The sequence below is a fragment of the Halomonas pelophila genome (genome assembly GCF_040196315.1).
GTDB classification, from domain to species: domain Bacteria; phylum Pseudomonadota; class Gammaproteobacteria; order Pseudomonadales; family Halomonadaceae; genus Halomonas; species Halomonas pelophila.
In genome coordinates this window covers 128071-152213 of the sequence record NZ_JBEGCI010000007.1, presented here as the reverse complement: position 1 = coordinate 152213, position 24143 = coordinate 128071, and the positions used below count along the sequence as shown (strand labels likewise).

At 69.6% G+C, this 24143-nt stretch carries 19 protein-coding genes; 10 read left to right on the top strand and 9 right to left on the bottom strand.

Features of this window, described 5'->3' with window-relative positions; genetic code table 11:
* Positions 1–5: 5 nt before the first annotated feature.
* Entirely contained in the window at positions 6–1355 is a 1350-nt protein-coding gene (gene senA / locus ABE957_RS09925; protein ID WP_349758517.1) for a selenoneine synthase SenA, read from the bottom strand.
* A gap of 26 nt (positions 1356–1381) precedes the next feature.
* On the opposite strand from senA, the gene senB reads away from it, so the two are divergent.
* Positions 1382–2374, top strand: a complete 993-nt coding sequence (gene senB, locus ABE957_RS09920) for a selenoneine biosynthesis selenosugar synthase SenB (RefSeq protein ID WP_349758516.1) — start codon at positions 1382–1384, stop codon at positions 2372–2374.
* A gap of 59 nt (positions 2375–2433) precedes the next feature.
* Here senB and selD read toward each other — a convergent pair whose 3' ends face one another.
* The gene (gene selD / locus ABE957_RS09915) at positions 2434–4764 is read right to left on the bottom strand and encodes a selenide, water dikinase SelD (RefSeq protein ID WP_349758515.1); all 2331 of its coding nucleotides are present in this window, start codon (positions 4762–4764) and stop codon (positions 2434–2436) included.
* A 130-nt stretch (positions 4765–4894) separates the two neighbouring features.
* Between selD and egtD the strand changes: the two genes are divergently transcribed.
* Positions 4895–5857, top strand: coding sequence for an L-histidine N(alpha)-methyltransferase (gene egtD / locus ABE957_RS09910; RefSeq protein ID WP_349758514.1), 963 nt, complete (start codon positions 4895–4897; stop codon positions 5855–5857).
* A 141-nt stretch (positions 5858–5998) separates the two neighbouring features.
* Here egtD and ABE957_RS09905 read toward each other — a convergent pair whose 3' ends face one another.
* The 4 genes from ABE957_RS09905 to ABE957_RS09890 all read right to left on the bottom strand — a co-directional run bounded on the left by ABE957_RS09905 (position 5999) and on the right by ABE957_RS09890 (position 11626).
* On the bottom strand, positions 5999–9121 hold the full coding sequence (locus tag ABE957_RS09905; RefSeq protein ID WP_349758513.1) for a molybdopterin dinucleotide binding domain-containing protein: 3123 nt from the start codon (positions 9119–9121) through the stop codon (positions 5999–6001).
* A complete protein-coding gene (gene nrfD / locus ABE957_RS09900; RefSeq protein ID WP_349758512.1) occupies positions 9114–10319 on the bottom strand; it encodes an NrfD/PsrC family molybdoenzyme membrane anchor subunit in 1206 nt (401 codons plus the stop codon). The genes ABE957_RS09905 and nrfD overlap by 8 nt, the downstream gene beginning before the upstream one ends.
* Positions 10303–11079 (bottom strand): sulfate reduction electron transfer complex DsrMKJOP subunit DsrO, encoded by a 777-nt coding sequence (gene dsrO, locus ABE957_RS09895; RefSeq protein WP_349758511.1) that lies wholly within the window; start codon positions 11077–11079, stop codon positions 10303–10305. Before dsrO ends, nrfD begins: the two co-directional genes overlap by 17 nt.
* A 262-nt stretch (positions 11080–11341) precedes the next feature.
* On the bottom strand, positions 11342–11626 hold the full coding sequence (locus ABE957_RS09890) for an XRE family transcriptional regulator (protein WP_349758510.1): 285 nt from the start codon (positions 11624–11626) through the stop codon (positions 11342–11344).
* Positions 11627–12018: 392 nt separating this feature from the next.
* On the opposite strand from ABE957_RS09890, the gene ABE957_RS09885 reads away from it, so the two are divergent.
* The 6 genes from ABE957_RS09885 (at position 12019) to ABE957_RS09860 (ending at position 19574) form a co-directional block, all read left to right on the top strand.
* Entirely contained in the window at positions 12019–13458 is a 1440-nt protein-coding gene (locus ABE957_RS09885; RefSeq protein ID WP_349758509.1) for an APC family permease, read from the top strand.
* Positions 13459–13600: 142 nt separating this feature from the next.
* Positions 13601–14581 carry a glutarate dioxygenase GlaH gene (gene glaH / locus ABE957_RS09880; RefSeq protein WP_349758508.1) on the top strand — a complete coding sequence of 327 codons (981 nt, stop codon included), beginning with the start codon at positions 13601–13603 and terminating at the stop codon, positions 14579–14581.
* Between the two features lie 102 nt (positions 14582–14683).
* A complete protein-coding gene (gene lhgO, locus ABE957_RS09875; RefSeq protein WP_349758507.1) occupies positions 14684–15880 on the top strand; it encodes an L-2-hydroxyglutarate oxidase in 1197 nt (398 codons plus the stop codon).
* Between the two features lie 168 nt (positions 15881–16048).
* Positions 16049–17008: a TAXI family TRAP transporter solute-binding subunit gene (locus ABE957_RS09870; protein WP_349758506.1), complete on the top strand. Its 960-nt coding sequence runs from the start codon at positions 16049–16051 to the stop codon at positions 17006–17008.
* 6 nt (positions 17009–17014) lie between these two features.
* The gene (locus ABE957_RS09865; protein ID WP_349758505.1) at positions 17015–17533 is read left to right on the top strand and encodes a DUF1850 domain-containing protein; all 519 of its coding nucleotides are present in this window, start codon (positions 17015–17017) and stop codon (positions 17531–17533) included.
* Between the two features lie 37 nt (positions 17534–17570).
* Positions 17571–19574 (top strand): TRAP transporter permease, encoded by a 2004-nt coding sequence (locus ABE957_RS09860; protein ID WP_349758504.1) that lies wholly within the window; start codon positions 17571–17573, stop codon positions 19572–19574.
* A 56-nt stretch (positions 19575–19630) separates the two neighbouring features.
* Here the strand turns inward: ABE957_RS09860 and ABE957_RS09855 are convergent, their stop codons facing one another.
* Positions 19631–20035: a hypothetical protein gene (locus ABE957_RS09855; RefSeq protein WP_349758503.1), complete on the bottom strand. Its 405-nt coding sequence runs from the start codon at positions 20033–20035 to the stop codon at positions 19631–19633.
* 239 nt (positions 20036–20274) lie between these two features.
* Between ABE957_RS09855 and purE the strand changes: the two genes are divergently transcribed.
* Together purE and ABE957_RS09845 are read left to right on the top strand one after the other, a co-directional pair.
* Positions 20275–20787, top strand: coding sequence for a 5-(carboxyamino)imidazole ribonucleotide mutase (gene purE, locus ABE957_RS09850; protein WP_349758502.1), 513 nt, complete (start codon positions 20275–20277; stop codon positions 20785–20787).
* Positions 20788–20800: 13 nt separating this feature from the next.
* A complete protein-coding gene (locus ABE957_RS09845) occupies positions 20801–21913 on the top strand; it encodes a 5-(carboxyamino)imidazole ribonucleotide synthase (RefSeq protein WP_349758501.1) in 1113 nt (370 codons plus the stop codon).
* 79 nt (positions 21914–21992) lie between these two features.
* On the opposite strand, the gene ABE957_RS09840 is transcribed toward ABE957_RS09845, so the two are convergent.
* Together ABE957_RS09840 and ABE957_RS09835 are read right to left on the bottom strand one after the other, a co-directional pair.
* On the bottom strand, positions 21993–22544 hold the full coding sequence (locus ABE957_RS09840) for a DUF2231 domain-containing protein (RefSeq protein ID WP_349758500.1): 552 nt from the start codon (positions 22542–22544) through the stop codon (positions 21993–21995).
* Entirely contained in the window at positions 22541–23980 is a 1440-nt protein-coding gene (locus ABE957_RS09835; protein ID WP_349758499.1) for an ethylbenzene dehydrogenase-related protein, read from the bottom strand. The genes ABE957_RS09840 and ABE957_RS09835 overlap by 4 nt, the downstream gene beginning before the upstream one ends.
* Positions 23981–24143 lie beyond the last annotated feature (163 nt).

Sequence of the window (24143 nt, the reverse complement as noted above, 5' to 3'; positions counted from 1 at the left end):
GGCGCTCATCGTGCGCAGGTGCGAAAGCCGGCCAGCACGTCGTGGCGATCCGGGGTGAAGAAGTTGCGGTAGGCGGTATGGATCAGCCGCGAGCGAGTGGCCCAGGCGCCGCCGCGCAGTACGTAGCGCCCCTCCTGGAACCAGGGGGCGGAGTAGTCGCGGTAGAGCTCGGGCGCGAAGCCCGGGAAGGGGGCGAAGGGCGAGGCCGTCCACTCCCAGACGTTGCCGAGCATCTGGCGACATCCGAAGGCGCTGTCGCCCTCGGGCAGCGCGGCCACGTCAACAGGGCCCAGCCGCCAGCCGTCCAGGTTGGCGAGGCCGGCATCCGGCGTCGCCTCGCCCCAGGGGAAGCGTCGCTTGCCGGGCGCCAGAGACCGTCCGTCGTTGCTGGGCGCGCGGCTGGCGGCCACTTCCCATTCCGCTTCGCTGGGCAGGCGTCGCCCGGCCCAGCGGCACCAGGCCTCGGCCTCGTGCCAGCTGACGTGCACCACCGGCTGGTGAGGGGGCAACGGCTGCCAGCGGTCGAAGCGGCGGGTCTCCCAGCGGCCCCGGGCGTCCCGGCGCCAGTAGACGGGCGCCTCCAGTCCCTGACCCTCTCGCCATTGCCAGCCGGCCTCGCTCCAGCATTCGCGCCGTGCGTAGCCGCCGTCGTCGACGAAGGCGGCGAACGCGGCGTTGGTGACCGGCGCCCGGGCGATCGAGAAGGGCGCCACCTCGACCTCCATGGGCGGCTTCTCGTTGTCGAAGCGGAAGGGCAGGGTCTCCTCGCCGCCCAGCCGGTGGCGCCCGCCGGGAATGGCGACGTCGCCGGGCAGGGCGCCGGTTGCGGCCTCGCCGGGCGCCTGGCCCGGCGGCGGCGTGCCGAGTGCTGGGGCCGGGTCGCCCAGCGTCTGGCGGGTGTAGAGGAAGGCCTCGCCGTGCATGTCCTCGTGCAGGGTGGTGAGCTGGTAGACATAGCTCTGGGCGGCGCCGGCCTCCCCCACGGGCAGGCGTGCGAGCATCGCCTCCTGCACCCGCCACAGGTAGTCCAGGGTCTCGTCCCGGGTGGGCAGCGGTAGCGCCCAACGGTCGTCATGGGCGATGCTGCCGGAATCGAACAGCCGCTCGGCGCCGGCGAGCCGGTAGTCGGGCAGGCCGAAGAGGCCCCGCAGCGCGAAGTGGTCGTGGAAGAAGCCCAGGTGGCCGAGCTCCCACAGCGGCGGGTTGACGATCGCCAGCCGCGGGCCGAGCTCGCGGATATCGAGGGTATCGTGCATCAGCGCCAGGCTGCGCTGGCGGGTATCGACCAGCATGTCCGCCAGCTCGGAGGCGGCCCGCGGTGGCGTTGGCGGTGTGCTGAGTGTGGTGGAGTGCATGCCGACCTCGTTGAGGAGAATCCCTGTTGTTGACACTAGCCCTGATCACCCCGGCGGGTCGAGGCTCCCACGCCGGCAACCGCGCCACGGCGACCCGTTGGGCGGGCCTGCTGCGCGAACTGGGCTGCCGCGTGAAGGTTGTCGGCCCGGAGGAGGCCCCGGAGGGCTGCCGTTTCGACGGCAAGCCCCCCGACCTGGTGATGGCGCTGCACGCCTGGCGCAGCCACGCGGCCATCCTCGCCTGCCGCCGGGCCTTTCCCGGATGCCCCCTGGCCGTTGTGCTGACCGGTACCGACGTCTATCGCTTCCAGCACAGCCATCCCGAGACGTTCGGGGAGAGCCTCGCGGCGGCGGACGTCCTGGTCGGCCTGCATGATGACCTGGCCGAGGATCTGCCCGCGTCCGTGCTGCCGCGCCTGCGCATCGTCCACCAGTCGGCGCTGCCGCTGCCGCCCGGTGCCCCGCGGCCGGGCCGGCGGCATCTGGATGTGCTGGTGGTGGGCCACCTGCGCGAGGAGAAGGATCCGCTGCGCGCGGCCCTCGCGGTGCGTGACCTGCCGCCGGGCTCGCGGCTGCGGATCATCCAGCTGGGCGGCGCCCATGACGAGGCCTGGGCCAAGGCGGCCTTTGAGGAGATGGCGGTCAATCCGCGCTATCGCTGGCTCGGCGACCTGCCCCGCTGGCGGGTGCGCCAGTGGATGGCGCGCGCCCGACTGATGGTGATCAGCTCGCGCATGGAGGGGGGCGCCAACGTGGTCAGCGAGGCCTGCGTGGCGGGCCTGCCGGTGCTGGCCTCGGCTATCCCGGGCAACCGCGGCCTGCTGGGCCGCGACTATGCCGGCTATTTCCCGGTGGCCGATACCGCGGCGCTGGGTGACCTGCTGCGTCGCGCCGAGGCGCAGCCGGCCTTCGTCGAGGCGCTGCGCCGCCAGGTATCGGCCCGGGCGCCGTGGTTCACGCCCGCGGCCGAGCGCGAGGCGCTGGCCCGGGTGATCACCGCCTGCGGGCTGGACGCCTGACACCTCTGCATGGTGAGTAGGCGCAGGGGCAGGTCCCGGCGAAGTTCATTCGACCGCCTTCATCCCTTGAGATGGATGGGCTCCAGCGCCTCGCCGGCGGGGGTGATGCGGCCGATGATCGCGGCGTGGGCATAGCCCAGGGCGTGCAGGGCCGCGAGGCACGCCTCGGCGCGCTCGACGGGCACCCCGGCGAGCAGCCCCCCGGCGGTCTGGGGGTCGAAGAGCAGCGGGTAGCGGGGGTGCTCGACCCAGGCCGCCTGATCGCGGATGGCGCGGCGCAGGCGCACGTTGGCGGGCTGCAGAGAGCTCAGGATGCCGGCGGCGACGGTCTCCTCGGCGCCCTCGAGCAGCGGCAGGGCCGTGAGGTCGAGCTCGGCATCCACCCCCGAGGGGCGCGTCATCTCCACCAGGTGCCCGAGCAGGCCGAAGCCGGTGAGGTCGGTGCAGGCGCTGGCGCCGTGCTCGTGCAGGCAGGCCGCCCCCGCGCGGTTGGACTGGACCATGCTCGCGAGCGCCGCATCGATCCAGCGCCCCCGGGCGGCGAGCCTCGCGTGGGCGGCGAACAGCGTGCCGGTGCCGATGGGCTTGGTGAGGATCAGCACCTGGCCGGGGCGCAGGCCGCCCTTGGTCATCAGGGCGGTGCCGGCGCGGCCGTCGTCCTCAGGTCTTTCTCCCTTGCTTGCGCTGTCGATCAGGCCGTTGACGGCGAAGCCCAGCGCCAGCTCGCTGCCCTCGCCGGTGTGCCCGCCCACCAGGGCGCAGTCGGCGGCGTTGAGCACCTCCACCGCGCCGCTCATCATCTGGAAGACAGTGTCCTCGACCTTGGCCTCGAGCCCCTGGGGCACCGTGGCCACGGCGGTGGCGGTCTGCGCCTCGGCGCCCATGGCGAAGATGTCGCCGAGCGCATGGTTGGCGGCGATCTTGCCGAACACGTAGGGGTCGTCGATGAAGGCGCGGAAGAAGTCCACGGTGTGCACCATGTCCTTGCCGGGCGGCACCCGCACCACGGCGGCGTCGTCCGGGGCATGCAGGCCGACCAGCACTTCCTCGCGCGCGACCGGCTCAAGCGTCGAGAGCGCCCGGGAGAGGGTGGTGGCCCCCACCTTGGCCCCGCAGCCGCCGCAGCGCATGGCGAGCGCCGAGATCGCCTGAGCGCTCTCCTCCTCATCCAGCGCCACCCGACTGCGGGCCGGGGCCTTCATGGCGTCCTGGGTCATGGGCGGCAGGTCGTTGAAGCGGGACATGAAGCGCCGGTCGATCCAGTCCTTCCAGCGCCAGGCCCAGTCGCCGGCGAGATAGAGCCCGCCGCGGGAGGCCACGGCGTGGCGGTCGCCGGTGCTGATCAGCGCCAGCCAGTCGCGCTGCGGGCGATAGGGCGACAGCGGTCGGCCGGTCACGGCGGCGCGCAGGTTGTCGGCCAGCGGACGGCCCTGGCGCACGGCGAAGACCCCGGCCTTCTCGCGGGGGTGGTCGACCTGGTGGGCGATGTCGCCGGCGGCGAAGACCCGCGGGTCCGAGAGCGACTGCAGGGTCTCGCCGACCTCGATGAAGCCGTCGTCATCGAGCGCCAGCCGGGTGCCCTTGAGCCAGTCGGCCCCGCCGGCGTTGGTCACCCAGACGATCTCGTCGGCGCCGTGCCAGGTGCCGTCGTCGCTCTGCAGCCGGCCCTCCTCGACGGCGACCACCTCGGTACCGGTATGCACCTCGACGCCCCGGCGGCGCAGCGTGGCCTCGAAGTGCCGGCGCACCCGGGCGTTATGGGTCGGCAGGATCCGCTCGCCGCGGGTGAAGAGCGTAAAGACGAGCTCGGCCGGATCGCGTCCCCGGGCGGCCAACTCGCGGCCCAGCCGGTACTGCATGGCCAGCAGCAGCTCGACCCCGCCGGCGCCGCCGCCGACCACCGCCACCCGGGTGGTGCCGGGGTGCGCCTCGATGCGCGCAAGCAGCTTAAGCCAGCGGTCGTTGAAGCGGTGGATCGGCTTGACCGGCACGGCATGGGCGTCGGCGCCGCTGACCGTACCGACGCGGGGCGTCGAGCCGATGTTGATCGACAGCCAGTCGTAGGGCACCGGAGGGCGCGAGCGGCAGAGCACCTTGCGCTCGTCGTGGTCGATGCCGATGGCCTCGTCGCCGAAGAAGCGCGCCCCGGCGTATTCCGCCAGCCGGCGCAGGTCGATATGCACGTCGTCATAGCCGTAGTGCCCGGCAACGTAGCCCGGCAGCATGCCCGAGTAGGGGGTGTGGGTGTCGCGGCAGATCAGGGTGAGCCGCACGCCCGGTTCGGGGCGCATGGCGAAGCGCTTCAGCACGCCGACGTGGGTATGGCCGCCGCCGACCAGCACGATATCGCGTAACGCCTGTAACCCCGGGGGCTGCTGCGGTTGCTGCATGAGGGGGCTCGCTCTAGATTGGTGAGAGGGTGGCGCGAGGGATCCAGGGCTCGCGCCGCCGCCCAGTCTAGCCGGATTCCGGCGCGGGAATCTCCCCGGCGTCGCCGCCCGTCGTTCGTGAGGGATCTCGATGACCATCGCCGTGCACGTCCACGATCAGCACGTCGGGCAGGCGCCAGACGCCTTTCGCGACGACGTCATCGACGGCCTTCGCGCCGCGCCGAAGGCGCTTTCGCCCAAGCACTTCTACGACGCGCGGGGCTCGCGGCTCTTCGAGGCCATCTGCGCGCAGCCCGAGTACTACCTGACCCGCACCGAGGAGGGCATCCTCGCCGCGGCCGCCGATGAGATCGCGGCGCTGGTGGGGCCGAATACCCTGCTGGTCGAGCTCGGCAGCGGCGCCAGCCGCAAGGTGCGGCGGTTGCTGGAGGCGCTGCGCCCCAGCCGCTACCTGGGCGTGGACATTTCCCGGGACTTCCTGCTGCAGAGCACGCGCCGCCTGGCGGCCGACTACCCCTGGCTCGAGGTGCATGCCGCCTGGGGCGATTTCTCCGCCAGCGTGCGGCTGCCGCCGAGCCTTGCGGGGCGCCGCGCGGTGGCCTTCTTCCCGGGCTCGAGCATCGGCAACTTCACGCCGGCCGAGGCCGAGGCCTTCCTCGCCCGCCTGCGCCGGGCGCTGCCGCCGGGCAGCGGGGTGCTGATCGGCGTCGATCTCGTAAAGTCCCGCGACCGGCTGGAGGCGGCCTACAACGACGCCGCCGGGGTCACCGCGGCCTTCAACCTCAATCTGCTCGAACGCATGCGCCGCGAGCTGGGCGCCGAGGTCGATCTCGCGGCCTTCGGCCACCGCGCCGTCTTCAACGAGGCGGCCTCGCGCATCGAGATGCACCTGGTCAGTCGGCGGCGCCAGGCCATCGTGCTCGACGGGCGGCGCTTCGCCTTCGAGGCGGGCGAGACGCTGCATACCGAGAACTCCTGCAAGTACCGCCTGGAGGAGTTCCAGGCGCTGGCCGCGCGGGCCGGGTACCGGTCCGGCGCCGTCTGGCTCGATGACCAGGCGCTGTTCAGCGTGCACTATCTCGTCGATCGCTGACCCCGGCTCGTCGATCACTGATCCAGGTTTCCCGATCACGGCTCTCGTCGATCACTGGCGCCGGATCCCCATTATCGTCGCCGCACAAAAAACGCCCCGCCGGGAAGGCGGGGCGTAGGTGCGCGTCGGCGTGGCGGCCGCTCAGGCCTCGACGCGGGTGACCCGGATCGGCAGCCCCTGACGCACGGCGGCGCCGCTGATGGGCTCGAGCCAGGTGCCGGCCACCCGACGGGTCGGGTCGGCGAAGCCCAGGTCGTTGATGTTGATGCCGGCGCGCAGCCACTCGAGGTCCGGCTGGGACTCACCGTCGATCACGTGGGGCGTGGCGCCCAGGTCGCGGTGGCCGTAGCCGTGCTCGATGGCCAGCGCTCCCGGTGCGACGCCCTCGCCGACCAGCGCCAGCGCGGTCACGCTGCCGCCGGGGCTCTCGATGCGAATCACGTCGCCGTGAGCGATGCCGAAGCGCTCGGCGTCCTCACGATGCAGCATCACCGGGTTGTAGGGCTTGATCATGCGCAGCCGCTCGAGGCCGATGGCGTAGGAGTTCATCAGGTTCGACTTGAACGAGAACGCCAGCAGTGGCCACTCCTCCTCGGTGAACACCTCGCGCATGGCGCGGCCATCGGCCAGGGACGGCAGGCCGTGGCAGGGCACGCCGCGGTTGGGCACGCCGGTCTGGGTGTTGATGCTGGTGCCGACCCGCTCGTTGTAGACGCACAGGGTGCGCTTCCAGGCGCTGGTGAGGTTCTCGCCCTTGAAGTGATCCGAGAAGTCCTCGAAGCGCCCGCCGCGGGCGTAGAGGTAGGCCACCGGGCCGTGCTCCTCGGGCGGCAGGGTGCGCACGAGCTTGGGTATCAGCGGCGCCAGGCCGGCGTGGTCGATGTCGCTCTGTTCGGCGGCCGGCAGCGGCTCGCCCTGGAAGGCGACGTTGGCCGCGGCGCGCAGGAAGAAGTCCTCGGCGCGATTCAGCGGGTGCAGGGTGCCGTCGGCGGCGGGGATGGCGCCCTCGCCGAAGCCCGGCAGGCCCAGGCGCTTGGCCACGGCGATGAAGAAGCTCTCCATGGAGACCGGCTCGCCCTCGTCGGTCTTCTCCTGGCGCGGTTCCACCACCGGCCAGCAGGCGGTGGTCATCTTGCCCAGGGTGCCCCGCCAGGCGCCGGTGAAGCCCCACACCTCGTACATCACCGAGTCCGGCACGATGTAGTCGGCGTAGCGGTTGGTCTCGTTGATGAAGCCGTCCACCGCCACGTAGAGACCCAGGCGCTTGGGATCCTTGAGCTTGTCGGCGATCAGCCCCTCGAGGCCGGCCTGGCCGTAGATGGGGTTGGCCATGCAGCCGATCACCGCCTTGATGGGGTAGGGGTAGCCGTCCAGGGCCGAGGGCAGGTGCTCGGTGAGGGCGGGCGGCGCCAGCGAGCGCCACGGCGCCCGGGCCGGGTAGGGGGCCTCGCCGGCGGCCACCTTGCGCCGGTACTCGGAGGACTTCTCGTAGGGGAAGCGCGAGCGGGAGAGGAAGATGCCCTTCGGGCCGCGCTTGCCGGGGAAGTTGGCCAGGTCGTAGCGCGGACCCTGGCCCACGCCGTTGAACTGGCCGCCGCCCGGGGCGCTGCCGCCCTTGCGGTTGTGGTTGCCGGCCAGCAGGTTGAGCATCTGCACGGCGAAGGCCGAGTAGAAGCCGTTGCCGGACATCATGCCGCCGTGGCAGTTGACCACCGCGCGGCGGCCGTGACGGGCGTAGCGCTCGGCCAGCTCGACGATGGTCGCCTCGGGAATGCCGCAGTGCGCGGCGTAGTCGGCGAGGCTCTGCTCGTGGGCCGCCTCGCGCAGCAGGGTCAGGCTGCTCTTGACGCGCACGCGCTCGCCGCTGCCGTCCTGGGCGGCGCCGAGCTCCACCTCGCGGTCGACGAAGAGCTCGGCGGCCATCACCGACTCGCCGTCGACCAGCTCGCCGTCGGCGATCACCAGCGGCGCGTCGTCCTCGGCGCCGGCCTCGGCCTCGGCCCGGCCCAGGTCGCTGGCGCGCAGGAAGTGGCCGCGGCGCGGGTGGCCCTCGCTGTCGATCACCAGATGGGTGGCGTTGGAGTGGGTGGCCTCGCCGGCGGCGTCGGCGGCGGCCTGGCCGGGCATCTCGAGGAACTCGCTGGCGTAGCCCTCATGATCGAGCAGCCAGCGGATCAGCGCCATGGCGAAGGCGCTGTCGGTGCCCGGGCGGATCGGCACCCAGCGGTTGTGGTCGGCGGCGTGGGAGGACGAGGCGTTGAGCGCCGGGTCAACCACCACGTACTCCAGGGTGCCGGCGGCGCGTGCCTGGGCGATCAGCCGGCCCTGGCGCTTGAAGGGGTTGCCGGCCTGGCTGGGCGCACAGCCGATGTACATGATGAAGCGCGCGTTCTGGATGTCCGGTTTGACGTGGGCGAACTTCTTCATGTCGTTCATCACGGCACCGGAGCCCATGCGGAAGGCCAGCCCGCAGTAAGAGCCGTGATGGCCGTAGTTGCGGGTGCCGTAGGCGTTGAAGGCGAAGCGCTTGAGGATGGCCGAGCGGCCGTAGTCGGTGGCCTCCATCAGCATCAGCTGGTTGGCCTTGGGGCCGTACTCGGGGTTCGCCGGGTCGATCGGGGTCTCGACGTCGTGGATGGCGCGCAGGCCCTCCACCTGGCCCTCGCCGAACAGGTCGCCGCCCTCGCAGATCTCCTCGATCACCTGGGAGAAGGGCACCCTCTGCCACTCGCGGCCGCCGCGTCCCCCGACCCGCTTGAGGCAGTGCGTCACCCGGAAGGGGCTGTCGATCTGGCTCATCATGGCGTTGCCGCGGGCGCAGGCGGTGGAGCGGTTCTGCTGGCCCTGGTCGCCGTAGGCGCTGAGGCCGCGCAGGGCCTCCGCCACCGGCGTGCGCATCGGCAGGTGCTCGTCGGCGGAGAGCGGGTGGTAGGGGTTGCCGGCGACGCGCAGCACCTGGTCGCTGTCGTTGTCGATCCGCACCCGCACGCCGCACTTGGTGGTGCAGCCATAGCAGACGGTGAAGGCTAGGCGCTGGTCGGGATTCAGGGTCAGCTCGCCGCTGGCCGGGTCGACCCTGTATTCCGGGGCCAGGGAGTTGCCGTGGATGCGGTGCTCGGGCGTCTCGCCGGCGCTGCCGGTGAGGCCCTTGCCCATCTTGAGCAGCGGGTCGGCGTAGCCGGCGGCGAAGGTGGCGGCGCCGCCGGCGGCGACGGCGCCCTTCATGAAGCGACGGCGTGACGGATCTGCGGACGACTTAGCCATGATGGGGCGCTCCTTCGGGGGCATGATCGTGAGAGGAGTCGGGTGAGGAACCGCTGGCGGGCGTGGGGGAGACATCATCGGCACGGCCGCCCTGGCACGCCTGGCGCCACGGCACGAAGAGCTCGATCAGCATGAGGGCGGCGAGCCACAGGCCGAAGGTGCCGACGATGCCGAGCACGCCGGAGGAGCCGGCGGGGATGCCGTAGTGGTGGAAGCCGGCGCTGTGGCGGGCCACGGTCTGCACGTCCATCAGCACCACCCAGCGGAACATCCAGCCGACGTGCAGGGCGACCAGGCCCAGCAGCCAGGCCCAGGCGTAGAGCGCCGGACGTCGCGCGGCGGGACGGGTGAGCAGGAAGAGCACGGCGCCGAACAGCAGCACGCCGGTGAGCGCGCCCCACTGCGCGGTGCGCCGCCACTCGGGGCTGCCGCGCACCGATTCCAGGGCCGCGGCCACCGAGCCGACGTGGGCGTTGATGCCGTCGAGGAACCAGCTGCCGGCGACCAGGCCCGCCGCCAGGCAGGCGACCAGCATCACCCAGAGCAGCTGGCCGACCACGCTGGCGTCACGCAGGCCGCTGGCGCGATTGAGCACCAGCAGCAGGCCCGCCGCGGCGATGAAGCCGGTGGCCACGAACATCGGCGGCAGCCAGACGGTATGCCACAGCGGGCGAGCCTTGACGATGGCCACCTCGGCGCCGGTGTAGAGCATGATGCCGGTGGAGAGCGCGAGGGCGACGAGGCCCACCACCACCGGCAGCGCTCGCGGGGTCGGCGACGCGCCCAGCGATGCCCAGCGGGCGATGAAGCCCGAGAGGCCGGGTGCCTGACGGTTTGCCTGCAGTGCCGGGCGCCAGGCCAGCCAGGTCAGCACGATCACGGCGACCACGTAGAGCGGCAGGATCAGGCTGCCCACCGACATCCAGGAGTGGCCGTTGGCGTAGGCGTAGAAGTGCCAGAAGCGCAGCGGCTGATGGAGATCGGCGAGCAACGCCACCGGCGCCACCAGGGTGGTGGTCAGGCAGGCCAGCAGTGCCAGGCGCGCGGTGGGCAGCCAGCGCGACTTGCCGAACACCAGTGCCGGAGCGGCCAGCCACAGGCTGGCGTAGGAGAGGGCGATCATGAAGAAGTACTGCACCGCCCAGGGGTACCAGGCGATGTCGTAGCGCGGGGCGAGCAGCTCAATGGCCGAATTCATAGCCCATCTCCTTGCCGTGAGGGTCGAGGACGTCCAGGGCCACCGGCTCGGCCTCGGGACGCGTGACGAAGCGTTCGTCCATGCCGAGGTAGAAGACCTGGGGCAGGGTGTTCTTCTCGGGCTGCAGCACCATCAGCGCATCGTGGTGCTCGTCGAGCATGCGGCTGATCTGGCTGTCCGGGTCGCGCATGTCGCCGATGATCCGGGCGCCGCCCACGCAGCTCTCGACGCAGGCCGGCAGCAGGCCGGCTTCCAGGCGATGGGCGCAGAAGGTGCACTTGTCGGCGGTCTGGGTGCGCTCGTTGATGAAGCGGGCATCGTAGGGGCAGGCGTTGACGCAGTAGGCGCAGCCCACGCAGCGGTCGCTGTCCACCACCACGATGCCGTCCTGGCGCTGGTAGGTGGCCTCCACCGGGCAGACCGGCACGCAGGCCGGGTTCTCGCAGTGGTTGCAGAGCCTCGGCAGCATGAAGGTGGCGACCTCGCCGGTCTCCTGGTGCGCCACCTCGTACTGGGAGACGGTGGTGCGAAAGCTGCCCAGCGGGGCGGCGTTCTCGATATGGCACGACACCGTGCAGGCCTGGCAGCCGATGCACTGGCGCAGGTCGATGAGCATGCCGTAACGCTTGCTGGGATCGCCTTCACGGCGGGGCGGCTGCTGGTTGATGCCGGCGCGGGCGACGCTCGAGAGCGGCACCATGGCGGCGCCCGCGCTGAGGCGGGCCAGCTGGCCGAGAAGGGAGCGGCGAATGGGGTCCATGGCGCCTCCGGTGGCCTGGATGGGGCGGGATCTTCCGCACACTGGCGGAAGGAGCTTTCCGGAAGGCTACCCGTGACCCGAGGCGCGCCACTTGACGTCGATCAAGGGTTAATTAGCAAGCTCTTAATGTTGGCGTAATGTTGGCGCAGGTCGTTGAAATAAATAGAGATTAAGCAGGCGGTCCAGGCAACAAAAAACGCCCCGCCGGTGGGCGGAGCGTTCGCTGTTCGTGGCCGGGGCGGTAGCCCGAGGCGGTCATCGATCAGGGCGGCGTGGGTGTCCCGCTCGTGTCGATGCTGTGATAGACCAGGCGCAGCTCGTCCACCGAGAGATGTTCCAGCTTCCCCGAGAGGAGGTCGCTGATCTTCTGCATCGGCAGGCCGGCGCGGCGAGCGATCTCGCGGCTGCCCAGGTCAGACACGGCGATCAGCCGTGTGATGATACGCATGAGACGCGTACGTTTTTCCAGATCCCTGACATCGAGGCCAGGGCTACTTCGAGGAGGGTCGGTCGGTTCCGCGTAGGCGGGAAGACGTGCCGTGCTCATGATGCTCCAGTTGGCAATTGCGACAAGCACACTATGGCGGCTGAAGAACGTTTTTGCCAGTGTCCATTCGGGGAATTTTCGGGGAAAAAGCGTCCAGGCGGCAGGACCCGGCGAGGCGCCGGTCGTGTGGAATATCGAACGTTCCCGGGCGGCCGTCGCTTGGCCCCTCGCACGGCGGTTCCTTCGTGTGGCGAATTTCTAACCATCTGTATTAAAGAGATTTATTCCATTTTCTTCCCGACCTTCCTGTGGCGGGGCGCCGCCGGTCGCGACAAATGTCTAGGTCGATGGCGTTTCATATCCCTTGAACGTTTTTCTATCGTTTACTACTTTGTAGACGTTTTTAGGAAAAATCGTAAATTACCATAACGACAAACGACGACGAGGCAGACATGAACAACGAGACGTCGCATGAGACGCATCTGAAGCGAGTGCTGGCGCGCAAGGACGTGCTGGCGCTGGCCTTCGGCGCGATGATCGGCTGGGGCTGGATCGTGCTGACCGGCAGCTGGATCCAGTCGGCCGGCAGCCTGGGCGCGATCACCGCCTTCCTGATCGGCGGGCTGATCATCGTGCTGGTCGGGCTGACCTACGCGGAGCTCGCCTCGGCGATGCCCCAGGTCGGGGGCGAGCACGTCTACAGCTACCGGGCGATGGGGCACTTCGCCTCCTTCCTCTGCACCTGGGCCATCACCCTGGGCTACGTGAGCGTGGTGGCCTTCGAGGCCGTGGCGCTGCCCACCGTGGTGGAGCATCTCTTCCCGAACTATGCCGTGGGCCAGATGTGGAACATCGCCGGCTGGGACGTGAAGGCCACCTGGGTCGCCGTCGGCGTGGCCGGCTCGGTGCTGATGATGGCGATCAACTACATCGGCGTGCGCACCGCCGCCCTGGTGCAGAAGGTCGTGACCCTGCTGATCCTGGCGGTCGGCGTGATGTTCATCACCGGCGCCCTCTTCCAGGGCAGCACCGAGACCATGCAGCCGCTGTTCAGCGTCGAGGAGGGCGTGATGGGCGGCATCATGATGGTGATCATCATGGTCCCCTTCATGTTCGTCGGCTTCGACGTGATCCCCCAGGCGGCCGAGGAGATCGACCTGCCGTTCAAGGAGATCGGCCGAGTGCTGATGATCTCGGTGATCCTGGCGGTGTTCTGGTACTCCTTCATCATCCTCGGCACCGCGCTGATGCTCGACCCCGAGGCGCTGGGCGCGAGTTCGCTGGCGGTGCCGGATGCCATGCAGGCGGCCTTCCAGGCGCCCTGGGCCGGCAACCTGATGATCCTGGCCGGCATCGCGGGCATCATCACCAGCTGGAACGCCTTCTACATCGGCGGCTCGCGGGCCATCTACGCCCTGGCGCACTCCGGCATGTTGCCGGCCTTCCTGGCCAAGCTGCACCCCAAGCATCGCACCCCGACCAACGCCATCCTGCTGATGGGCCTGCTCTCCTCCCTCGCGCCCTTCTTCGGCCGGCAGGCGCTGGTGTGGCTGGTGGTCGCCGGGGGCCTGGGCATCGTCATCGCCTACCTCTTCGTGGCGCTCTCCTTCGTGGCACTGCGTCGCAACGAGCCCGAGATGGCGCGTCCGTTCCGGGTCCGTCGCGGCAAGACCGTGGGGGCGCTGTCGGTGATCCTCTCGGTGGCGCTGATCGGCATGTACCTGCCGGGCAGTCCCTCGGCGCTCTCCACCATCGAGTGGATCATCTTCGCCGGCTGGATGCTGATCGGCCTGTCGCTCTACGCCTGGTCACGCCGCCGCTATGGCGTCGCCTACAGCGACACCGTGATGCGCCGCGAGCTGGCCGGCGCCGATCCCTACCCCGGTCGCTGAACGGCATCGCCGCCCCGCGTGTCGCGGGGCGGCGATGCCGGGTGCCCGAACGAGGACAGTCCACGGCTGTCCTTTATTTTTGACAAAAATTAAAAATGTAGATATTTTTACTTTATATCAATACAAGACATGGAGCCCCGACATGACCGTACTGACCCAGCTGCCCGAGACCGCCATGCCCCTGCCGGCCGAACTTCGCGGCTTCACCCTGGCGCCTTCCGCCCAGTCGCCGCGGCTGCTGCAGCTCACCGTCGGCCGCGAGGTGGTCGCGGCCTTCCTGGAGGCCGTCGCCGAGTGGCCGGTGCAGGCGCTCGAGTACAAGTCCATGCTGCGCTTCCGGGTGGCAAAGATCCTCGACGACCTGTGCGACAACACCCTGCAGCCGGTGCTGATCAACACCCTGGTGGATCGCGCCACCGGCGGCCTGCAGGTCACGCCCGAGGGGCTGGACGACGTCGAGCAGGCCGAGGAGATGGTCAAGTTCGCCACCGCCGTGGCGCACCTGATGGGGCGCTCCAACTTCGACGCCATGAGCGGCCAGTACTACGCGCGCTTCGTGGTGAAGAACGTCGACGAGTCCGACAGCTACCTGCGCCAGCCGCACCGGGTGATGGAGCTGCACAACGACGGCACCTTCGTCGAGCAGGACACCGACTACGTGCTGATGATGAAGATCGACGAGCAACACATGCAGGGCGGCGACTCGCTGCTGCTGCACCTGGACGACTGGGAAGGGCTTGCGCGCTTCTACCACCATCCGCTGGCGCGCCGCGAGCTGCGCTGGACCGCGCCGCCCAGCAAGAACGTCGCCCGGGACGTCTATCATGCGATCTTCGACGTGGATGCCGAGGGCCTGCCGATCATGTCCTACATCGATCAGTTCGTGCAGCCCAAGGACTTCGAGGAGGGCAACTGGCTGACCGACCTGTCCGAGTCGCTGGAGCAAAGCCCGGCGATCCTCTCGGTACCCAACCCGGTGGGCAGCTTCCTCTTGATCAACAACCACTTCTGGCTGCACGGCCGGGATCGCTTCACGCCGCACCCGGAGCTGCGCCGCGAGCTGATGCGCCAGCGCGGCTACTTCACCCACGCCAAGACCCTGCGCAACCCGCGCCAGTCTTGAGCAGAGTGAGCTGAGGCGCATCGCCGCGATCGAGGCGTTACCCTGACGAGGCCACGCCGTCCCCTGGCGTGGCTGTCGCATTATTAGAAGAACGAGGACGGCATGTACGATTTCATCATCATCGGCGGCGGCATCCTGGGGATGTCCACCGCCATGCAGCTCCAACAGGCCTGGCCCGATCGCCGCATGCTGGTGGTGGAGAAGGAGCGCGAGGCGGCCTGCCACCAGACCGGCCATAACAGCGGGGTCATCCACGCCGGGGTCTACTACACCCCGGGCAGCCTCAAGGCGCGCTTCTGCCTGGAGGGCAACCGGGCCACCAAGGCCTTCTGCGACGCCCACGGCATCGCCTACGACACCTGCGGCAAGCTGCTGGTGGCCACCAACGCGCAGGAGAAGCAGCGCATGGAGGCGCTGTGGGAGCGCACCGCGGCCAACGGCCTGGAGCGCGAGTGGCTCTCCGGTGAGGCGCTCGCCGAGCGCGAGCCGAACATCACCGGCATCGCCGGCATCTTCGTGCCCTCCAGCGGCATCGTCGACTATGCCGAGGTCACTCGGGCGATGGCCGCCGAATTCGAGCGCCTGGGCGGCGAGATCCGCTACGGGGCCGAGGTCACCGCCCTGGAGGAGCGGCGCCAGGAGGTGGTGGTCACCACCACCACGGGCGAGATCCAGGGCCGCTACCTGGTGTCGTGCTCCGGCCTGATGGCCGATCGCGTGGTGCGCATGCTCGGCCGCGACCCCGGCTTCAGCATCTGCCCGTTCCGCGGTGAGTACTACCTGCTGCCCGAGCAGCACAACGCCATCGTCAACCACCTGATCTACCCCATCCCGGACCCGTCCATGCCGTTTCTGGGTGTGCACCTGACGCGCATGATCGACGGCACCGTGACCGTGGGGCCCAACGCCGTGCTGGCGCTGGCCCGCGAGGGCTATCGCAAGAGGGACGTCTCGCTTGGCGACATGGCGAGGATGTTCAGCGACCCGGGCATCCTCAGGGTGCTGGGCAAGAACCTGCGGCCGGGGCTTGTCGAGATGAAGAACTCGCTGCACAAGCGCGGCTACCTGGAGCTGGTGCGCAAGTACTGCCCGAGCCTGACCCTCGAGGACCTGACGCCCTATCCGGCCGGGGTGCGCGCCCAGGCGGTGACCCGCGACGGCAAGCTGGTGGACGACTTCCTGTTCGTCAACACGCGGCGCACCGTGAACGTCGGCAACGCCCCGTCCCCGGCGGCCACCTCGGCGCTGCCCATCGGCGCGCATATCGTCGACAAGGTGAAGGAGCTGGTCGAGGCGTGAGCCGTCATCGACCTAAGGGGGATTGCCGAAAATATCAGGGAACGTAGAAATAGTGGCATGGTGACTCACGCTCGCCCCTGCTAGCGTTGCCTGAGGCGTCGCGACCCGACGCCGAACCATTCATAACAATCGTTCACGACAACCTGGTTCCAGGACCGGAGGAATGCCATGCGACTCCTGAAGTACGCCGCCACCGCCACGCTGCTGGCCACGGCCCCGCTGGCCGCCGCCCAGCAGCTCTCCATCGCCACCGGCGGGACCGGCGGCACCTACTACCCCTACGGGGGCGGTCTTGCCGAGCTGATCGGCAACCACATCGAGGGGGCCGATGCCGTCGCCGAGGTCACCGGCGCCTCGGTGGAGAACATGGGGCTGGTGTGGCGCGGCGACTCCGACCTGGCCCTGGCGCTGGCCGACACCGTCTACCAGGCCTATAACGGCACCGGCGACTTCGAGGGCCGCCAGCTCGAGAACATCCGTGCGCTGGCCTCGATCTACCCCAACGCCGTGCAGATCGTCACCCTCGCCGATTCCGACATCGATTCGCTCTCCGACCTCGAGGGCAAGACGGTCTCCGTGGGCGCCCCGGGCAGCGGCACCGAGATCAACGCCCAGACCCTGCTCGAGGCCAACGGCATCACCTATGACGACCTCGACGCGCGTCGCCTGAACTTCAACGAGACCGCCGATGCCATCCGCGACGGCGACATCGACGCCGGCTTCTGGAGCGTGGGCCCGCCGACCAGCTCGATCATGAACCTGGCCACTACCCGCGACATCCGCCTGGTCGGGCTGACCGACGAGGAGATCGCCAACGCCAAGAAAGCCGAGCCCGTGTTCGCGGCCTACCAGCTCAAGGCGGGCCTCTACGAGGGCATGGAAGAGCCGGTGCAGAGCATCGGCGTGCCCAACGTGCTCGCCGTGAGCAGCGAGATGGACGAGGAGATGGCCTACCAGATCACCAAGGTGCTCTTCGAGTACACCGACGAGCTGATCGCCATCCACCCGGCGGCCAACGACACCACCGTCGCGTTCAGCGTGGAGTCCACGCCGATCGGCTTCCACCCGGGCGCGCTGCGCTATTACGAGGAAGTGGGCGCCGAGATCAGTGATCATCAGCGTCCCTGACGCCCGATGCACGCATCACGCCTGATCGCGGGGCGGGCCTGGCTGCCCGCCCTGCTGCTGTGTGTGGGCCTGGCGGCCGGCGTTCCGGCGGCCGGCGCTCCCGCGGTCGACAAGCCTCGGCTGGAAGTGCTGGACGCCGACGGCGAGCGCCTGGTGAGCCTGCCCATGCCCGAGGGCGAGGGCTGGTGCCTGGAGTGGAACCACTCGGTCGAGGGCTTTGCGGTGCTCGACTGCTACCGCCACCGCGACGGGCGCATGGTGCTTGAGCGCAGCCACCTGCCCGACTTCGCCGCGGGGCTCGACCACATCCCCGGGCGCGGCCGTCAGGTCTCCGACGGCGAGGGTGGCTACTGGATCGAGGCGATCGACGAACCCGTGCCGGGCAACGCCTATCGGCTGCGGGTGGGGGCGATGCGCGTCGACCATCGCCTGGTGGTCGACGGCGTGCGCACGAGCCTGAGCCGCCTGGCGGAAAACGAGCGGGTGACGATCCGGCTGGCGCTGCCGGCCGGCATCCCCGACTGAACCACAACCCTGCGGACACTCCCGCGAGAGGATCACGATGAGCGATTCGGGCACCTCCCCCGTCATCCCCGGCAGCCAGGCGAACCATTCGCGCCAGGTGCTGTGGCTGATCACCCTGGTGGCAGTGGGGCTGTCGCTGTTCCAGCTCTACTCCGCCGGCATCCAGCCGCTGGGGCTCTTCTACCAGCGCAGCATCCACCTGATGCTGATCATGATGCTGGCCTTCCTGATGTTCCCCCTGCTGGGGGCCAGGCATGATCGCGGGCTTCTCAGCGGCCTGGTCGATGCGGTCTTTCTCGGCGGGGCGCTGATCACCGGCGGCTACCTGGTGGTGTATCTTGATGACATCATCAATCGCGCCGGCTTCTGGAGCCAGACCGATATCGTCGTCGGCTGTATCGCCACCGTCACCGTGCTGGAGGCGGCCCGGCGAGCGGTGGGGCTCGGCATGACGATCATCGGCCTGATCGCCATCCTCTACGCCTTCGCCGGTCCTCGCGGCGAGCTGCCTTGGCTCGGCCAGTTCCTGCCCGGCATCCTCGAGCACCGCGGCTACAACCTGGATCGCCTGGTCGGCCAGCTCTACCTGGGGCAGGAGGGCATCTTCGGCCTGCCGATGGGCGTGGCGGCCACCTACATCTTCATCTTCGTGCTGTTCGGCGCCTTCCTCGAGATCACCGGCGCCGGCAAGTTCTTCATCGACCTGGCCTACGCCGCCACCGGCCGCCAGCGCGGCGGGCCGGCCAAGGCGGCGGTGATTGCCTCGGCGGGCATGGGCTCGATCTCCGGCAGCGCCATCGCCAACGTGGTCACCACCGGCGCCTTCACCATCCCGCTGATGAAGCGCCTGGGCTACAAGCCCCACCAGGCGGGCGGCATCGAGGCGGCGGCCTCCACCGGCGGGCAGATCATGCCGCCGCTGATGGGCGCCGGGGCCTTCCTGATCGCCGAGTACACGCGCATGCCCTACCTCGACGTGGTCAAGGTGAGCATCCTGCCGGCGATCATGTACTTCGCCACCGTCTACCTCTTCGTGCACATCATCGCGCTGAAGCAGGGGATGCAGGGCATGGCCAAGAGCGAGCTGCCGCAGCTGCGCGACGTCATGGGCGCCGGCTGGCACTTCCTGCTGCCGCTGGCGGTGCTGGTGTGGCTGCTGGTGATGAACATGTCGCCGATGCGGGTGGGCTACTACGCCATCCTCACCATGCTGGTGGTAGCGGTGGCGCGCTTCGCGGTGTGGTTCCTGTTCATCGCCCCGCGCGAGGGCGACAAGGTGACCGCCGCCACCCTCACGGAGGCGGTGAAGCGCGGGCTGCTCAAGCTGGTCGGCGGCCTGGAACTGGGGGCCCGCAACGCCGTGGCGGTCTCCATGGCCTGCGCCGTGGCCGGGATCATCGTCGGCGTGGTGGGGCTGACGGGCCTGGGCCTGAAGTTCTCCTCGATGATGATGGCCTTCTCCGGCGGCAACCTGCTGCTGGCGCTGGTCATGGTGCTGCTGGCAAGCCTGGTGCTGGGCATGGGCCTGCCGGTGACCGCCAGCTACATCGTGCTGATCGTGCTGGTGGGCCCGGCGCTGACCGCCGAGTTCGGCGTGCCGCTGCTGATCGCCCACCTGGTGGTGTTCTGGTACTCCCAGGACTCCAACGTCACGCCGCCGATCGCCCTGGCCGGCTTCGCCGGGGCGGCGATCGCCGGGGCCAAGCCCATGGATACCGGCTTCCAGGCCTGGAAGTTCGCCAAGGGGCTCTACCTGATCCCGCTGTTCATGGTCTACAACCCGGAGATCATCATGGGGGGACCCGTGCCGCTGCTGGTGTGGACCGCCTTCACCGGCTTCCTGGCGCTGGGCGCCTTCGCCGCGGCCCTGGAGGGGTATCTGTTCACGCGCATGGGCTGGCCCTCGCGAGCGCTGCTGCTGCCGGGGATCGTCGCGGTCTTCTATCCGAATCTCGCGGTGGAGGCCGTCGGGGCGACGCTCATGGTGCTCGTCCTGGTCGGCAACTGGCTGGTCAGCCGGCGCTCCAGCGTGCCGGCCTGACGCAAGAGGCCCCGCCCGAGGCGACTCGGGCGGGGCCTTGAGCGTGAGGTCACGGATCAGTAGGTCGTGTCGTTCTCGGCGTCGACGGCCTCTTCGGCCTCATTCATCGCCTCATCGGCCGCCTCTTCGGTGGCGTCCATGGCGTCCTCGACCTCGTTCATCGCCTCGTCGGCCGCTTCCTCGGTGGCCTCTCCGGCGGCCTCCATGGCGTCTCCGGCCTCGCTCGCGGCCTCCTCGGCGGCGGCGTCCACGGTGTCAGCCGTGTCCTCGGCGGCCTGCTCGGCCTCCGCGGCGGCGTCGTCCATGGCCTCGCCCGTCTCCTCGGCGGCCTCCTGCATCTCCTGCTCGATCTGCGCCTCGGTCTCGGCGGCCTCTTCGGCGGCGGTGTCGCTGCCGTCGTCGCAGCCGGCGAGCATCAGGGTACCGGCCAGGGCCGCGATCAGGATCAGTGGCTGTTTCATGGGTCTCTCCGTCGTTGGGTGAATCCGCTGGAACGTGGTCCTTTCGCTCCTCACCCATTGACCCTAGCAGCCAATCTGGCACTCAGGGTGAAAGTGTTGTCGCGCGGTGGCGACGGCCGCGTCTCGGGTGAGGAAGCCCGCGCCGTGCTCTGCTAGAATAGCGGCCTTCCATTCTTGACCGTGCTGCGTGGTGCCTGCCCCGTGGCCCTTTCGTCGTTCGTTTTTGCCAGGAGTCGCAGATGTCGTCATCGAAGCAGTCGCCGAAGGTCGGCGTGATCATGGGGTCGAAGTCGGACTGGCCCGTCATGGAGCATGCCGTGGCGATGCTCGAGCGCCTGGGCGTGCCCTGTGAGACCCGCGTGGTCTCCGCCCACCGCACCCCGGACCTGCTATTCGACTACGCCAAGGAGGCCGCCGGGCGCGGCCTCTCGGTGATCATCGCCGGTGCCGGCGGCGCCGCCCACCTGCCCGGCATGGTGGCCTCCCAGACGGCGCTGCCGGTGTTCGGCGTGCCGGTGGAGTCCAAGGCGCTCAAGGGCCTGGATTCGCTGCTCTCCATCGTGCAGATGCCCGGCGGCGTGGCCGTGGGCACGCTGGCCATCGGCAAGGCCGGCGCGACCAACGCCGGGCTGCTGGCCGCCCAGGTCGTCGGCCTGCAGGATGCCGAGGTGCGCGGCGCCGTCGAGGCCTTCCGCGCCGAGCAGACGCAGACCGTGCTCGACAACCCCGACCCGCGCCCCGCGACCGAGTGACAGGAGACACCCCATGAACATCGGCGTACTGGGAGCCGGCCAGCTGGGGCGCATGCTCGCCCTGGCGGGCTACCCGCTGGCCAACCGCTTCACCTTCCTCGACACCACCGGCCATCCCAGTGCCGGGATCGGCGAGGTGATTATCGATACGGATCAGAAGCACCTGGCGAGCTTTCTCGAGCAGGTGGATCTGGTCACCTACGAGTTCGAGCACCTGCCGGTGCCGCTGGTCCAGGCCATCGAGGAGCACCGGCCGGTACACCCCTCCAGCGAGGCGATCCGGGTCTGCCAGAATCGCGCCGAGGAGAAGGCGCTGTTCGACCGCCTGGCGATCCCCACGCCGGCCTATCGCCTGGTGGAGAGCGCCGAGGAACTCGAGGCGGCGGCCCGGGAGCTGGGCACGCCGGTGGTCGCCAAGTCGGTCACCGAGGGCTACGACGGCAAGGGCCAGGCGGTGCTGAAGGACCCGAGCGAGGCCGTCGAGGCCTGGCGCACGATCAACCACCCGCGGCTGATCGTCGAGGCCTTCGTCGACTTCGTGCGCGAGGTGTCGATCATCGCCGTGCGCGGCCGCGACGGCGAGGTGGCCTTCTACCCGATGGCCGAGAACCAGCACGTGGACGGCATCCTGCGCTACTCCATCGCGCCCATGCCGGATCTGGACGACAGCGTGCAGCAGACCGCCGACGGCTATATCCGTGCGCTGCTCGATGAGCTCGACTACGTGGGCGTGCTGACCCTGGAGCTGTTCCAGGCCCGCGACGGCGCGCTGCTGGCCAACGAGATGGCCCCCAGGGTGCACAACTCCGGCCACTGGACCATGGACGGCGCGGTGACCAGCCAGTTCGAGAACCACCTGCGCGCCATCCAGGGCCTGCCGCTGGGCGACACCGCGGCGCGCATGCCCACCTGCATGGTCAACGTGATCGGTCGGGAAGGGGAGGCGGCCAAGCTTCTCGCCCTGCCGGATGTCCACCTGCACCGCTACGACAAGGCCGAGCGGCCCGGGCGCAAGCTGGCCCACGTCAACCTGCTGGCGCCGACCCACGAGGCGCTGCTCGAGCGGGTTCGGGCCTGCGCGGCCCTGTTGCCCGACGCGCCTGAGCCTCGCTTCAGCTTCGAGTAGTCAGGCCACTCCCGCCAACAACGCATAAGGCCCCGCATGTGCGGGGCCTTCTGTCGTTCAGGGGGTGTCGGATGGAGAATCAGCCGGCCGCGCGGCGCCCCTTGAGCCCAAGGGCCGCGCAGGCCGCCCCGATGAGCACCATCACGGCGATCACCCACAGCGGGCTGTAGAAGGTGGTGTAGACCTCCCAGCCCATCAGCCCGAGCATCTCGGAGAATGCCGTCGGCGCGCCGACCAGGTGGCCGCCCAGGGTGCCGGCGGCGGCGAAGAAGAGCCCGCCGATCAAGGCGAGGAGCACCAGCACCCAGCGCCGCGCGCCGTCGAAGGCGGCGGCCCCGGCTCGCCAGACGAGCACGCTGAGCATGGTGAAGATGCCCAGCGACCACAGCGACATCAGCAGGTGGTTGCGTCCCAGGGGGCTGTGGGTATGGGCCGCCAGCGGCCAGACCAGGAACCCCGAGACAACGGCGGCCAGGCCGCCGAGCAGGCCGAGGATCAGCACCGGCAGCAGGGCGGCGCGGCTCAGTTCGGCCATCCGCCCGGGGAGCAGGGCACCGACCAGGATCATCAGGGTCGCGAGGGCCCAGAATCCCAGGGGGAAGTGCACGAGCATATGGTGAATGCCGGTCATGAGCGGTCTCCTTGACGAGTCGAGCGGAAGCCGGGGAGCAGGGCCAGGGTCACGCCGAGCATGGCGATCAGACCGGCCACCAGGATCATCCACCAGCGCGTGGTGATGGCGTCGTTGAATTCCATTTCCACCCCGTAGCGCGCCAGTTGCTCCTCGCTGTGACGGGCGCGCACCGGGGTGCCCTGGGCGATGTCCTCGGCGCCGGCGTGGGCCTGGCTGATCAGCAGCGGCCAGTCCACCTGACCGGGGTAGAACAGGGTGATGTCGAACCAGGCGTCGTCCCACTCGGGGGCGCTGCCGGTGAAGGCGGTGGCCTGGAAGTCCGCCTCCCGGCCCAGCCCCAGACTGTAGGGGAGGGAGACATAGTGCCAGCGGCTGCCGGTGGCGTTGCGATACACGGCGATGCCGACGTCGTAGACCCCCTGGTCCTCGAGGATCTTGTCATCCAGCGGGCTGTCGGTGTCCAGGTCGCGCACCAGGGTCACGTCCCAGTAGCCGTCCTCCCATCGGGCCTGGCCGTGCACGGCGATGCTGCCCCGCGAGCCATCGGGGGTGCGCAGCAGGCGCCGGGGGATCACGTCGCCGTTCTGCCAGTCGTGGTCGGGATCGAACGCGGTGCGGTTGTCCTCGGAGAGGTAGTAGACGCCGTCGAAGTCGACTTCGCCGGACACCACGTCCTCCCAGCGCAGGGCCCGCTGACCGACCTGCTCGGGATCGAGCATCCACTGCGGGCGGTCGTTATCCTTGTCCCAGTTGGTGGTGTAGGGGCCCGTGCCGGCATCGCTGTTGCGATACTCGCCGACCCACTGGTCGTCGGAGGCGCCGATGGGGTTGGAGCGCCCGGCGCGCCAGTGCCAGAGATCCAGGAAGTAGCCGGCCTCGCGCTGCGCGGCGAGCACCTCGGCATCTTCGACGCTGCGCCAGTCGTTCTGGTCGCGGCGGGTGGCCGGCAGGTACTTGCGCACGTCGCTCTTGCCCATCTCCTGGCCGAGCCGGGGATGCTCGGCGACCTCGGCGGGGCTTGCCGAGTCGCTGAAGAAGCGCATCCGGTCGCCGGCGGTGATGTAGCCGCCGTAGCGACCGAACTCGGGCACGCCGCCGTCGTCCACCAGCATGGCGACCCGATCCTCGTAGGTGCCGTCGGGGCTGGGGCCCGGGATGGATCTGCCGTGGCGGATCCACTCGCCGTCCTCGTAGCGCAGCATGTCGTGATAGACATGGGCCTGCTCGGCGGGCCAGCGATAGCGGAAGAAGATCCGCTCGTCGTTGTACGCGGCCTGGACCTGCAGCGGCATGGTCAGCGTGTCGGGAATGACGATGTTGCGCTCGGGGTCGTTGCCGACCACGCCGCTGCCCTGGGTGACCCACGCGAGCCCTAGGGCGGCGGGGAGTCCCAGGACCAGCCAGGGCGTGACTGCCTTGTCGTGACGCGCCATATGACCTCCTGAATCGGCGGTAAGGACCGATGCGGCCCACCCTCAGTGTGGACCGGGATCGCCGAGAGGGATTGATGCAGGTCAAGCAATCGCCGGGCGGAGGCACGGCCGTCGCAGCGAGCGTCCCCGCCGTGGCATGCTAGGCGGCGACGTCAGCGGGCGA

What these genes read in the sequence shown, in the direction of transcription:
- egtD (WP_349758514.1), top strand. Translation starts at nt 4,895, where the DNA reads ATGACCATCGCCGTGCACGTCCACGATCAGCACGTCGGGCAGGCGCCA.
- ABE957_RS09845 (WP_349758501.1), top strand. Translation starts at nt 20,801, where the DNA reads ATGAACATCGGCGTACTGGGAGCCGGCCAGCTGGGGCGCATGCTCGCC.
- glaH (WP_349758508.1), top strand. Translation starts at nt 13,601, where the DNA reads ATGACCGTACTGACCCAGCTGCCCGAGACCGCCATGCCCCTGCCGGCC.
- ABE957_RS09855 (WP_349758503.1), bottom strand. Translation starts at nt 20,035, where the DNA reads ATGAAACAGCCACTGATCCTGATCGCGGCCCTGGCCGGTACCCTGATG.
- purE (WP_349758502.1), top strand. Translation starts at nt 20,275, where the DNA reads ATGTCGTCATCGAAGCAGTCGCCGAAGGTCGGCGTGATCATGGGGTCG.
- ABE957_RS09885 (WP_349758509.1), top strand. Translation starts at nt 12,019, where the DNA reads ATGAACAACGAGACGTCGCATGAGACGCATCTGAAGCGAGTGCTGGCG.
- ABE957_RS09840 (WP_349758500.1), bottom strand. Translation starts at nt 22,544, where the DNA reads ATGACCGGCATTCACCATATGCTCGTGCACTTCCCCCTGGGATTCTGG.
- lhgO (WP_349758507.1), top strand. Translation starts at nt 14,684, where the DNA reads ATGTACGATTTCATCATCATCGGCGGCGGCATCCTGGGGATGTCCACC.
- ABE957_RS09870 (WP_349758506.1), top strand. Translation starts at nt 16,049, where the DNA reads ATGCGACTCCTGAAGTACGCCGCCACCGCCACGCTGCTGGCCACGGCC.
- nrfD (WP_349758512.1), bottom strand. Translation starts at nt 10,319, where the DNA reads ATGAATTCGGCCATTGAGCTGCTCGCCCCGCGCTACGACATCGCCTGG.
- ABE957_RS09905 (WP_349758513.1), bottom strand. Translation starts at nt 9,121, where the DNA reads ATGGCTAAGTCGTCCGCAGATCCGTCACGCCGTCGCTTCATGAAGGGC.
- ABE957_RS09865 (WP_349758505.1), top strand. Translation starts at nt 17,015, where the DNA reads ATGCACGCATCACGCCTGATCGCGGGGCGGGCCTGGCTGCCCGCCCTG.
- ABE957_RS09860 (WP_349758504.1), top strand. Translation starts at nt 17,571, where the DNA reads ATGAGCGATTCGGGCACCTCCCCCGTCATCCCCGGCAGCCAGGCGAAC.
- ABE957_RS09890 (WP_349758510.1), bottom strand. Translation starts at nt 11,626, where the DNA reads ATGAGCACGGCACGTCTTCCCGCCTACGCGGAACCGACCGACCCTCCT.
- senA (WP_349758517.1), bottom strand. Translation starts at nt 1,355, where the DNA reads ATGCACTCCACCACACTCAGCACACCGCCAACGCCACCGCGGGCCGCC.
- ABE957_RS09835 (WP_349758499.1), bottom strand. Translation starts at nt 23,980, where the DNA reads ATGGCGCGTCACGACAAGGCAGTCACGCCCTGGCTGGTCCTGGGACTC.
- selD (WP_349758515.1), bottom strand. Translation starts at nt 4,764, where the DNA reads ATGCAGCAACCGCAGCAGCCCCCGGGGTTACAGGCGTTACGCGATATC.
- dsrO (WP_349758511.1), bottom strand. Translation starts at nt 11,079, where the DNA reads ATGGACCCCATTCGCCGCTCCCTTCTCGGCCAGCTGGCCCGCCTCAGC.